Source organism: Mesorhizobium sp. M0159 (genome assembly GCF_040322295.1).
Lineage (GTDB): Bacteria > Pseudomonadota > Alphaproteobacteria > Rhizobiales > Rhizobiaceae > Mesorhizobium.
The window spans coordinates 75,154-86,932 of the sequence record NZ_JAMYTF010000014.1 but is presented as its reverse complement, the minus strand read 5'-3'; the positions used below and the strand labels follow the sequence as shown (position 1 = coordinate 86,932).

Below are 11,779 nucleotides of genomic sequence, written 5' to 3'. Positions count from 1 at the left end.
ATCCTCCCGGGCGTCCGGATTTCCAGCGCGCCGGGCGCCCACCCCTTTTGAAGCTTCGAATAGAGAGCGCTCCATGCACAGCAAGGCCCTGCCCTATCTGCTGCTGACGCCGGCGACGCTGTTCCTCTGTGTCTTTTTCCTCTACCCGTTCGTGTTGGTCGCCTTCGAGGCGTTCACCCGCGACGGCGGCTTTACGCTCGACAATTTCCGCACCATGGCGGGCAGCTGGAAGTTTCCGGTCACTGTCCGCAATACGCTGCTGCTGAGCGCCATCGTCGTGCCGATCCAACTGGTGATGGCGCTGCTGATGGCAACGGTGGTGTCGCGGCTTGAAACCGGGCGCAGCGCTGCGCTTTACATCTTCGCTATTCCGCTCGGCATCTCCGATCTCGCCGCCGGGCTGATCTGGCTCGCCATCTTCGACCAGTCCGGCTTCCTGAACACCTTGCTCTCCAATCTCGGCGTCATCGACAGGCCGGTCATGTTCCTCGGCTACCAGAGCAAGCTGACGATCTTCATCGCCGTGGCGCTGGCCGAGATCTGGCGCGCGACCGCCATCATGATGGTCATTCTGGTCGCCGGCATGGGGCTGATCCCCCGGGAATACTACGAGGCGGCGGAGGTTTTTGGCGCTAGCCCGTGGAAGCGCTTCATCAAGATCACGCTGCCTCTGCTGCGCCCAAGCCTGCAGACGGCGATCATCCTGCGCGTCATCCTTGCCTTTGAGGTCTTTGCCGTGGTTGCAGCACTCGGCGGCACCAATCTGCCGGTGCTGATGGGCGAGACCTACAATTGGCAGTTCACGCTGCAGGACCACAATGTCGCCGCCGCCTGGCGCTGTTCATCCTCGCCATCTCGATCGGCTTCACGCTGTTCTTCCTGCGGGTGCTGCGTGTGCCGAAGGAGACTCGCATATGAGCACTGTCGCGGAGATCTCGATTGCCGCGCCTGAGGCCCGCAAAGCCGGCAACTGGTTGCTGGTCGCAACGGTCATCCTGCTTTGCGTCTGGGTGCTGCTGCCGATCTATCTGTTGATCGTCAACGCGCTGTCGTCGCCGGAAGAGGTGACCGCCTTTCCCAAGCGCTTCTTCCCGTCATTCGATTTCGGCAGCCTTTCTTTCTTCATCAATTTCGCCGGCGTCGCCAAGGCGCTGTGGAACTCCGTTCTCGTCGCCACGCTGACGATGCTCCTCTCGATCGGCTTCGGCGCACCCGCGGGCTACGCGCTGTCGCGCTTCGAATTCCCGGGCAAGGAAACGTTCCGTTTCCTTGTGCTGATGACCCGCGCCTTCCCGCTGCCGCTGCTGGCGCTGCCGCTGGCGGTGATGTTCATCCGCACGGGCCTCGACGACACCGCGATCGGGCTGGCGCTGGTCCACACCACGCTGGCGCTGCCGTTTGCGGTGCTGATCACCTTCTCGCTGTTCTCCGGCATTCCCGTCGAGCTGGAGGAGGCGGCCTGGACGCTCGGCTGCACGAGATTGCAGGCATTCCGAAAAGTCATTCTGCCGCTGGCGCTGCCGGGCATCGCGGCGTCGGCGGTGTTTGCCTTCACCATCTCCTGGAACGAGGTGTTTGCTGCCGCAGTGCTCACCATAGAGAACCGGACGCTGACCGCCTTCCTGTTGCAGAGCCTCGGCGAATCGCCGCTCTACCTCAAATTTGCCGGTGGCGCGGCACTGGTCATTCCGGCGCTGATCTTCATCTTCGCCGTTCGCAAATATCTGTTCGCCATGTGGGGGATCGCCAACCGATGACGCGCATAAAAGAGAACGCCGATGGCTGAGATCGTCATCAAGCAGGTGGCAAAACGTTTCGGCGGCTTCACCGCGCTGCATTCGATCGACCTGACCATCGCCGACCAGGAATTCATGGTGCTGCTTGGCGCCTCGGGTTGCGGCAAGACCACGCTGCTGAGGATCGTCGCCGGGCTGGAAACGCCAAGCCAGGGCGAGGTCTGGATCGGCGGCCGTCGCGTCGACCATCTGCCGCCGCGCGAACGCGGCATCGCCATGGTGTTCCAGAATTACGCCGTGTTTCCGCACCTGACGGTATTCGAGAATATCGCCTTCGGCCTGCGCATGAAGAAGCTGCCGCAGCAGGAGGTCGACGGGCGCGTCAACCGCACCGCCGAGCTCATGCATATCGAACAGCTTTTGAAGCGCTATTCGGGCCAGCTTTCCGGCGGTCAGCGCCAACGCGTGTCTGTGGCCCGGGCCCTGGCGATGGAGCCTGACGTGATCTTGATGGACGAGCCGCTGTCCAACCTAGACGCGCTGCTGCGGCTCGAAATGCGCGCCGAGCTCAAAGGTGTGCTCGCGGCGTCCAAGACCACCACCATCTACGTTACCCACGACCAGGTCGAGGCGATGAGCCTCGCCGACCGCATCGCCGTCATGCATCAGGGCCGTATCGTCCAGGCCGCCTCGCCGGTAGAGGTCTACCGCAATCCGGCGGCCCGCTTCGTCGGCTCCTTCATCGGCAACCCGCCGATGAATTTCATCCCGGCGACGAAGACGGCCGACGGCAGTTGGACCGTCGCCGGGCTGACGCTGCCCGGCCCCAAAACGGACAAGCAGACGATAGAATTCGCCATTCGCCCCGAGGATGTGGACGCCGGCAACGAAGGTATTAACGCCACCGTGCGCGTTGTTGAGCCGCTCGGACCGCACACGCTGGTCACCTGCGACGTCGAGGGCGGCCTGTTCCGCGCCATCCTCGAATCGAATGCCACGGTCGCCGTCGGCGATCACTTGCGGCTTTCGCCCAAACCCGATCGCATCCGCTGGTTCGATCCCGAAACCACCAACGCCCTTTGATCCCTTCGATTCTGAAAGTACGAACGCCCCGATGATATCTCTTGCTGTCGACGAAACCATCGCCCGCGCCGTCGAGGTGCTCAGGGAAAATGACCAAGGCACCTATACCATACCGACCAAGGGGCTCTACCCGTTTCAGTGGAACTGGGATTCCTGCCTGACCGCGCTCGGCCTTGCCCACTATGACGAGGCGCGCGCCTGGACCGAGATCGACACGCTGTTCGCCCACCAATGGCCAGACGGCATGGTGCCGCACATCGTCTTCCATGTCTGGAGCGACGGCTATTTCCCCGGGCCGGAGGTCTGGCGAACCAACCGCCCGACTGCCACCTCCGGCATCACCCAGCCGGCGGTCGCCGGCTTTGCCGTGCGCCGCTTGTTCGACCAGGCCAAGGACAAGACCCTGGCGGCCGAGCGCGCCCGCGCGCTGTTGCCGAAAATCGATGCTTGGCACCGCTGGTTCTACGAAAATCGCGACCCGGACGGCGAAGGGCTGGTCGCCATAATCCACCCATGGGAGTCCGGCCGCGACAACTCGATCGACTGGGACGAGGCGTTCGAGCGCGTGCCGACCGAAGGCGTCGAGCCCTACACCCGCCGCGACATCCTGCACGCCGATCCGGCGCATCGTCCAACCAAGGCACAGTATGACCGCTATGTCTGGCTGTTGCAGCATTTCCGCGGGCTTGGCTGGGATAATGCCCGGCTGCACGATGCCTCGCCATTCCAGGTCGTCGATCCCGGCTTCAACGCCATCCTGATCCGTTCCGCCGCCGACCTTGCCGATCTCGCCGAGGCACTTGGCGAAACCGAAATCGCAGAAGCCAATCGCGCCCGTGCCGAAAAGGGGCTTTCGGCAATGGAACGGCTGTGGAGCGACGCGCATGGCCAGTACATTTGTTTCGACCGAGTGGCCGGAAAGCATGTTGACAGCGCGTCGGTCGGCGGCATTCTGTCGGTATTTTCGGCCATCCCGGAAAGCCGGGCAGCGACCATCGCTGCAACGATCGAGCGCATCGCCGGCAAAGCGCGTTACATCGTCCCGTCGCACGATCCTGAGGATGGGCGCTTCGACCCAAAGCGCTACTGGCGCGGCCCGGTCTGGCTGGTGGTCAACTACATGATCGCCGACGGCCTTGCCGCCGCCGGCCACAGCCAAATCGCACAACGGATCACGCAATCCAGTCTCGAGCTGATCGCCGAGAGCGGTTTTGCCGAATATTACGATCCCCTCAGCGGCGAGCCGCTCGGCGGCAATCGCTTCACCTGGACCGCGGCAATGGTGATCGAGTTCCTGAAGGGCAGAGCCTGAACGCTTCCGCCTAGGCCGCCGGCTACCAAAGCCCGTTCTGTCTGCCGAATAACAGTCGACCCCATTTGCGTCTGAGGCATGTCCCGGCCCATCAAAACAGGGCCAAGGCATGCCAATCTTCACCATGCCAGAGCTATAATAATTCTTCACAAACCGCTATCTATACTGCGTCGGGGCGGGGAGAAGCGCGGCTTGGAATTCGATCTGAAAACCATTGAGGCGCTTGCTCCCGATCAGGCGTCGCTGAGCGCCGCCTCCAAGCTCACCAAACGAACGAACTGGCCGCGGCTCGAAAAGCATGAGCAGCAGGCGCTCATCTGGGGCGAATGCCAGGGCTCCGGCTCCAATCCTTATCGAGTGGTGGTCGACACGGGTGATCACGGCTACAAATGCACCTGCCCTTCGCGCAAATTCCCATGCAAGCACACTCTGGCCCTGATGTGGATTGCCGCCACCGCGCCAGCCAGTTTTGCCGCTGCCAATACCACGCCGGAATGGGTGAATGACTGGCTTGGCCGACGCAGGAAGACAACGCCACAGCCGGCGCAACCGGTACCCGGTGCGGAAGCCAAGCGCATCGGCGAAGCCTCACAAGCCGACGAGAGCACCGCCATTGAAGACATCGCGGCGCTGGAGCGTCGCGAGGCGGCGCAGCGCAAGCGGGCGGAAAGCACACGAGAAGCAGTGTCGGCTGGGCTCGATGAGCTTGACCAGTGGATTGCCGACCAGTTACGGCTCGGTCTGTCCGGGTTTGTCGACGCCAGCAGCGACCGTTGCCGGCGGATTGCTGCGCGGCTGGTCGATATGAAGGCAGCCGCGCTCGCCGGCCGTATCGACGAGATTCCGTCGCGGCTGATGGCGCTGCGCAGCGAGGAACGGTCTGATGCGGCAATCCGCGAGCTCGGCAAGCTCGTGCTGCTGGCCAAGGCGTGGCGGTCCGAGCCCGACGACCCCGAGCTGAAGCGCCTCGTATCAACGTCGGAACCCCGCGAACAGGTTCTCAGCAGTCCGGATGCAAGACAGGTTGAAAGCCTCTGGGAAGTTCTCGGCGAGAAGATCGAGAGCCGCCGCGATGGTCTGGTCAGCCATTCGACCTGGCTGCTCGATTTGAAAAGCGCCACCCCGCAATTTGCCGTGCTGCTCGACTTTTTCCCGGCTTCGGCCGGGCGCCGGTCCAACGCTTTTGCACCAGGCGACCGTTTCAATGCCCGACTGGTGTTTTATCCATCACGCCTGCCGCTCCGCGCCCTCGTGGTGGAGCGCATGGGGGAGGTTGTGCCCGGCGCGTGGCCCGTTTTTGCTTTTGGCACCGCGAAGGATCCGCTCGCCACGCATGCTTCCCATCAGGACGCCGCGCCCTGGATCGCCGATTGTCCCCTCATGCTGCCGCCCGGTGCTATCCTGCTCGACGATCGGGGCACGGCATGGTGGCAGGCGGAGGATGAACCGCAGGGGATCGCCTTGCCGATCGCCGGCGCGGTAGATCAAACCTTGCTCGGCCTCGACCTTGCAGCCACGGCAGCGCTCTGGAACGGCGCCCGGCTTGAGCTTCTGGCGGCGCAAAGCGAGTTCGGGAGGCTTGATCTGGCGTGAACGAAAGCGAGCAAACAGGCCTGGCGGCAATGCGCGATTGCTGGATCACCGGCGGTGCTACGTTCGATCTGGCTCCGGCCGGATGGAAGGCAATCGCCGGCGGTGCAAGTCCCGACGAACAGGAGCGCCGGCTCCTGGCAATCGCAGCACAAGCGCTCGACGTCGCGCTGCGGCCGGCCGCGCCGACGACACTCAAGCGTCGTCCGCCGCTGCCCAGACTTGCCCTGCCCATTCTGCCGGCACGATTTCGGCCGTTGTTGAGAGCCGCTCTGAAGCACGCCGCCGACGCGAGGCGAAAGGCACGCGTGGCGGCGCTCGTCGCCAGCCGCGGCTTTGTGCTCCATCCCATGGACTGGATGCCCTCGGATCAGAACAGCCCGGACGTCTACGCACCATGGGTAGACTGGCAAGCAAGCATGAACGGGGAAAGGCTTGCCCCACAAGAGAAACTGACTGCGGAAAACTGGGATGAGTTCTATCCCGCCGCGCGACGCTTGGTCCTTGCCGATATGCGCCGTACCGACCCGACATCGGCTCGAATGTTGATCGAAGCCAAGGCGTCGGGCGAACCGGCGGAAGTCAGGCTTGCGCTGGTCGAGCTTATGCGCTTCGGCCTGAGTGCCGAGGACGTGCCTTTCCTGAAAAGCCTTTCCGCCGACAGGTCCGGCAAGGTGCGCGAACTGGCTGGCCGGCTGCTGGCAAGATTAGGAGAGCACGTTCGCCCGAGCGACGGTGGACCGGACGATCCCGTAGCCGAACTCGCCGCCTTTATCACTGAAGGCAGATCGGGCTTCATCCGCCGCCGGACGATCTACACTCCAGCAAAACTAAAATCCCAAGTGCAGGAGCAACGCCGCGCCGAACTGTTCGAGATATGCAACCTCGTCGAGGTTGCCGAACGGTTCAACACTACGGAAGCCGAATTCATAGGAGGCTGGCAATTTGGTGCCGACAATAAAGCCGACATCCTGATCGCACGAATGGTCGCCGCCTCAGGGAGCGAAGCCGCCCTTACGCAGATGGCGGATATGCTTATCGCCGAAGGCGGCAAACCGGCGCTGTTCGTGCTTCACCTCATGCCGCGCCTGGACAGCCGCAGAAAGCGTGTCCTCATCAGGCTGATCCTCAAGGAGACAACTTATCTTGGCATGATCAACCTGGCGGAAGGCATCGATGTCGACCGGCTGGAATGGGACGACCTGACGAATGGACAGGCGCTCGCCGCACTGCGTTCCGCCGCCGGCGGAAAAGACGACGCCGCGCGGCGGGGTCTCGACGATGTACTGGAGACGATCGGCTTCCTTGCCACCGCGACCACGGCAGCGAAATTGATCGACGACATGGTCGCGGCGGGCGTGCCGCCCGCGGCTCCTTCACTCGGGCTTCTACGTCTCAATGCATCACTGGCGGGGCCTGGAAGCAACACATGACCAATCCGGAGAACAGCAAAATGAACGCAGCCATCCGCCTCCCGGTCGAGCAGGCCTACGCTTCGGAATTGCAGGCGCTGGCGCGCGATGACGACCGGCAGAGGCCTGCCGGCTGGAGCCTGTCGCCACAGGCTGTGCTGACCTATTTGCTAGGCGGGAAGGCCGGTGACGGCACCTTGGTAACGCCAAAATATGTCGGTCGCCGCCGGTTGATGGAAACCGCGGTAGCGACGCTCGCCACCGACCGTGCACTCTTGCTGCTCGGCGTTCCCGGAACCGCCAAGTCCTGGGTGTCTGAACATCTTGCCGCCGCCATCATGGGCGACTCGACGCTGATCGTGCAGTGCACGGCCGGCACCGACGAGAACCAGATCCGCTATGGCTGGAACTATGCGCAGCTACTGGCAAAGGGCCCGAGCCAGGAAGCGTTGGTGCCGACGCCGCTCTACCGAGCCATGCAGAACGGCAAGCTCTGCCGGCTGGAGGAACTGACCCGCATGGGCTCAGACGTGCAGGACACGCTGATCACCGTGCTTTCCGAAAAGATGATGCCTATCCCGGAATTGAACACCTCGATCTACGCCCAGCGCGGCTTCAACATTATCGCCACGGCAAACAACCGCGACAAAGGTGTCAACGAGCTCTCCTCGGCGCTCAAGCGTCGCTTCAATGTCGTGGTGCTGCCATTGCCGGAAGACATGGCCGAAGAGGTGGCGATCGTCTCCAAACGGGTCGACGAGATGGCTGGCGGACTCGACCTGCCGGTGCCGAAAAATGTCGGCGAGGAGATCGCCCGTGTGCTGACCATTTTCCGCGAATTGCGCTCCGGCGCGACTGCCGACGGCAAGGTGACGCTGAAGACGCCTTCCGGCTCGCTGTCGACCGCAGAAGCGATCGCCACGATGGTTGGCGGGCTCAGCCAGGCGGCGTGGTTCGACAGTGGCAAGCTCGGCGCCGAAGGTCTCGCCGCCAGCCTTGTCGGCGCGATCGTGAAGGATCCGGTACAGGACAAGGTGGTGCTGGAGGAATATCTGGAAACCGTGCTCAAGAAGCGGGCCGACTATGCCGGCTATTACGCGGCGCTGAACGCAGCGATCTGACGCCATGGGCCACGGCGACATTGCCTATTTCGGGATACGCCATCACGGGCCGGGTTCCGCCGACAGCCTGGTGCAGGCACTGAAGGATTTGAACCCGGTCGCCGTGCTGATCGAGGGGCCGATCGACGCCTCTGAGCTTCTGCCCATGCTGGCCCGCCCCGAAATGCAGCCGCCTGTGGCGCTCCTTTGCTATCCGGAGGACGATCCGGCTTCGACAAGCTTCTGGCCTTTTGCCGAGTTCTCGCCCGAATACCAGGCGGCGCTTTGGGCTGTGGGCAATAAGGCGACGTTGCAGTTTATCGACCTGCCGTCATCGGCACGGTTCACCACTGCTGCGATCGGTGGCGCGGAGGACACCGATGCGACCGAAGCTACCCAAGCCCCCGAGGATGGTGACGCGGCTCCGCTTCCGCGTGATCCGATAGCCATGCTGGCACACGCCGCCGGTTATGAGGACGGCGAAAGCTGGTGGTCGGACATCATTGAACAGAACCCGGAACCCGGCCCCATATTTGCGGCCATCGCCGATGCGATGACGACACTGCGGAATGGTGAGGGTCCGATCGCGCAGTTCGAAGCCAAGCGCGAGGCGCATATGCGGCTCGAAATCGCCAAGGCGCGTAAGCAGTTCGACGGGCCGATCGCCGCCGTCTGCGGGGCATGGCATGTGCCGGCGCTGCAGGCCACCCACACTCAGAAAAACGATCAGGTCCTGATCAAGGGAATTGCCCGGCGCAAGAGCACAATGACATGGGCACCGTGGACGGGACCGCGCCTGGCGCTGGGATACGGCTATGGCGCGGGCGTCGTCGCACCGGGCTGGTGCAAGCATCTTTGGCGCACGCGCGGCCGGCGCGATGCGGCGACCCTGTGGCTTGCGACGATCGCCGCCGTGCTGCGGGCGAAGGGTCACCTGATCTCGACCGCTTCGTTGATCGAAGCGGAGCGGCTCGCCCGGACGCTTGCCGCGATTCGCGAACGACCGAAACCCGGATTTGAGGAATTGCGCGACGCCGCGATCGCCGCCCTCTTCAACGGCGAAGCGTTGCTGTGGAGGTTGGTTGAGGCCGAGCTGCTTCTGGGTTCGGACGTCGGCGAAATTCCGCCCGACACACCGCTGGCGCCGCTGATCGAGGATCTCCAGCGTAACCAGAGGGCGGCGCGCCTGAAGCCTGAGGCGCTGGAACGGGAACTGTCGGTCGACCTGCGAAGCGAAAGCGGGCTGTTCCGCTCGACATTGCTGCATAGGCCTGAACGTGCTCGGTGTGCATTGGGGTAAGTTGACTGACAGCGGCCGCAGTCGTGGCACCTTCCGCGAGCGGTGGACGCTGGTCTGGGATCCGGAATATTCCGTCCGTCTGGTCGAGAACCTGATTTACGGTCCGACCATCGAAAAGGCTGCCAATGGCCGCCTGATCCAGATGATCGAAACGGCGGCGACGCTCGATACGCTTGCGGCACTGGTCCAGAGCGCCATCACTGCAGGCCTGTCGGAAGCATCGACTGCCGGCCTCACGGCGTTGGAGGCACGCGCGGCGCGCAGCAGTGAATGCCTGGAGATCCTGGCGTCGGTGCCGCCGCTCGCCGACATTGTCCGCTACGGCGAGGCCCGCAAAACGCAAACGGACCGGCTGTCCGGCCTCATGGAGCGGCTGATCGTCGAAGATGCGATCGCGCTTCCCTACGCTGCGCGCGATCTGGATGAGCAGGCCGCCGCGACACTGGTTGGTGCGATGCGCAAGGCCGATGAGGCGATCAGGCTGGTCGAACCCAGCCAAGACGTGCTGGACGGATGGCGCAACGGGCTGGCGGCCGTGCTGGAGGCGTCACGGTCGACGGCGCTGCTGGCCGGGTGCGCCGCACACCTGCTGTATGAAGCTGGTCGCCTGTCCGCCGAAGCCGCTGCCGGGCTGCTCGGGCGACGCCTGTCACCGGGGACGCCTGTCACTGACGCGGCCGGGTTCTTCGAAGGCTTCTTCAGCACAGCCGGTCAACGGCTGATTTATGACGAGAGTCTGCGCGGTGCGGTCGATGGGTGGCTCAGATCCCTGGACGAAGATGCTTTCATCGCGCACCTGCCGTTGCTGCGCCGCGTCTTTTCCAATCTGGATCGCATGGAACGCCGCCGGCTGATCGAAGCGGTCCTCGGCCGCGCCGCGCGCTTGCCGGCTGGCGTGACGCCGACGCCGGATGGCGGCGAGGCATGGCGCCGGCACCTGGGGCTGCTTGGACCATTGCTCAACGGAGAAACCGGCAATGGATGACGAGGCCGAAATGAACGAACCCGCCCCGCTCACTGCCGGCGGAAGGGAGCGCCGCTGGCGACTGGCGATCGGCGCCGATGACGAAACGTCTGGGGCACTTTCCAGCGACGATAAACGGCTTTCGGCGGCACTCGACGCTCTCTACGGCGACGGCATTAGCGCCGCTTCTGCCGACCCGCGCAAGCGGCGTGGCGGCCTTGGCCGGTCGGCGCCGCGCGTTGCACAATGGATGGGCGACATCCGCTCCTTCTTTCCGGCGCAGGTCGTCCAGATCGTCCAGAAGGACGCCTTCGAACGGCTGGACCTGAAGCAGATGCTGATGGAACCGGAATTCCTCAAGGCGATCGAGGCGGACGTCAATCTCGTCGCCGACCTGATTTCGCTGCGCTCGGTCATGCCGGCCAAGACCAAGGACATTGCCCGGACGATCATTGCCGATATCGTCGGCAAGCTGATGCAGAAGCTGGAGCAGAAGACCGCCGAGGCGATACGCGGCGCTCTCGATCGATCGAGACGCACCAACCGCCCGCGTGCACGCGATATCGACTGGCAGCGCACTATTTCGGCGAACCTTCGCCACTATCAACCCGAGCATAGGACCATCGTGCCGGAGAAACTGGTCGGCTTCATGCGCAAGCAGCGCCGGCTTGTCGATCTGGATGAGGTCGTTCTCTGCGTCGACCAGTCCGGCTCGATGGCAAGCTCGGTGGTCTACGCCTCGATCTTCGCGGCGGTGATGGCCTCGCTGCCGGTTGTGCGCACGAAGCTTGTCTGCTTCGATACGGCGATCGTCGACCTGACCGAAGAGCTCAGCGATCCCGTCGAGGTGCTGTTCGGCGTGCAGCTTGGCGGCGGCACCGACATCAATCAGGCGGTCGCCTATTGCGCCGACCGTATCGAACGGCCCACCAAGTCGCATCTGGTGCTGATCACCGATCTCTATGAAGGCGGTAATGGCCAGGATCTGCTGCGGCGACTGGCAGCGCTGGTTCGATCCGGCGTAAATGTCGTCGTGCTTCTGGCGCTGACCGATCAAGGCCGGCCCGGCTACGATCCAACAATGGCAGGCTCGGTAGCAGTCCTTGGTATTCCCGTCTTCGCCTGCACGCCGGATCTGTTTCCGGACATGATGGCTGCGGCCTTACGCCGCGACGATATCGGAGCATGGGCGGCAGGCGCCGACATCAAGGTGGTCCGCGCCGAAACGCAGGCGTCGAGCCACCCATCACCAACTGCCACAGTTTGACAAAACGCGGTCCGC

9 protein-coding genes and 1 pseudogene are annotated in these 11,779 nt (G+C 63.7%); all 10 read left to right on the top strand.

What is annotated here, in order from left to right:
* Positions 1 to 73 precede the first annotated feature (73 nt).
* A pseudogene (locus NKJ32_RS16350) lies at positions 74 to 918 on the top strand (carbohydrate ABC transporter permease).
* Positions 915 to 1,757 (top strand): carbohydrate ABC transporter permease, encoded by an 843-nt coding sequence (locus NKJ32_RS16345; RefSeq protein ID WP_352691225.1) that lies wholly within the window; start codon positions 915 to 917, stop codon positions 1,755 to 1,757. The pseudogene NKJ32_RS16350 and the gene NKJ32_RS16345 overlap by 4 nt, the downstream one beginning before the upstream one ends.
* Before the next feature lie 21 nt (positions 1,758 to 1,778).
* Positions 1,779 to 2,819 carry an ABC transporter ATP-binding protein gene (locus NKJ32_RS16340; protein ID WP_352786816.1) on the top strand — a complete coding sequence of 347 codons (1,041 nt, stop codon included), beginning with the start codon at positions 1,779 to 1,781 and terminating at the stop codon, positions 2,817 to 2,819.
* Between the two features lie 31 nt (positions 2,820 to 2,850).
* Complete coding sequence (locus NKJ32_RS16335; protein ID WP_352786815.1) at positions 2,851 to 4,131, top strand: amylo-alpha-1,6-glucosidase; 1,281 nt, start codon at positions 2,851 to 2,853, stop codon at positions 4,129 to 4,131.
* A 192-nt stretch (positions 4,132 to 4,323) separates the two neighbouring features.
* Positions 4,324 to 5,724 (top strand): SWIM zinc finger family protein, encoded by a 1,401-nt coding sequence (locus NKJ32_RS16330; protein WP_352828064.1) that lies wholly within the window; start codon positions 4,324 to 4,326, stop codon positions 5,722 to 5,724.
* Positions 5,721 to 7,154 carry a DUF5691 domain-containing protein gene (locus NKJ32_RS16325; RefSeq protein WP_352828061.1) on the top strand — a complete coding sequence of 478 codons (1,434 nt, stop codon included), beginning with the start codon at positions 5,721 to 5,723 and terminating at the stop codon, positions 7,152 to 7,154. The genes NKJ32_RS16330 and NKJ32_RS16325 overlap by 4 nt, the downstream gene beginning before the upstream one ends.
* Before the next feature lie 20 nt (positions 7,155 to 7,174).
* The gene (locus NKJ32_RS16320; RefSeq protein WP_023676037.1) at positions 7,175 to 8,254 is read left to right on the top strand and encodes an ATP-binding protein; all 1,080 of its coding nucleotides are present in this window, start codon (positions 7,175 to 7,177) and stop codon (positions 8,252 to 8,254) included.
* 103 nt (positions 8,255 to 8,357) lie between these two features.
* Positions 8,358 to 9,533, top strand: a complete 1,176-nt coding sequence (locus tag NKJ32_RS16315; RefSeq protein ID WP_352828058.1) for a DUF5682 family protein — start codon at positions 8,358 to 8,360, stop codon at positions 9,531 to 9,533.
* Positions 9,511 to 10,518 (top strand): DUF5682 family protein, encoded by a 1,008-nt coding sequence (locus NKJ32_RS16310; protein WP_352828056.1) that lies wholly within the window; start codon positions 9,511 to 9,513, stop codon positions 10,516 to 10,518. Before NKJ32_RS16315 ends, NKJ32_RS16310 begins: the two co-directional genes overlap by 23 nt.
* Positions 10,511 to 11,764 (top strand): VWA domain-containing protein, encoded by a 1,254-nt coding sequence (locus NKJ32_RS16305; protein WP_352828053.1) that lies wholly within the window; start codon positions 10,511 to 10,513, stop codon positions 11,762 to 11,764. The genes NKJ32_RS16310 and NKJ32_RS16305 overlap by 8 nt, the downstream gene beginning before the upstream one ends.
* Positions 11,765 to 11,779 lie beyond the last annotated feature (15 nt).

Excerpts from the sequence above, each read along its gene's own strand:
- NKJ32_RS16345 (WP_352691225.1), top strand. The coding sequence starts at position 915 with ATGAGCACTGTCGCGGAGATCTCGATTGCCGCGCCTGAGGCCCGCAAA.
- NKJ32_RS16320 (WP_023676037.1), top strand. The coding sequence starts at position 7,175 with ATGAACGCAGCCATCCGCCTCCCGGTCGAGCAGGCCTACGCTTCGGAA.
- NKJ32_RS16335 (WP_352786815.1), top strand. The coding sequence starts at position 2,851 with ATGATATCTCTTGCTGTCGACGAAACCATCGCCCGCGCCGTCGAGGTG.
- NKJ32_RS16305 (WP_352828053.1), top strand. The coding sequence starts at position 10,511 with ATGGATGACGAGGCCGAAATGAACGAACCCGCCCCGCTCACTGCCGGC.
- NKJ32_RS16340 (WP_352786816.1), top strand. The coding sequence starts at position 1,779 with ATGGCTGAGATCGTCATCAAGCAGGTGGCAAAACGTTTCGGCGGCTTC.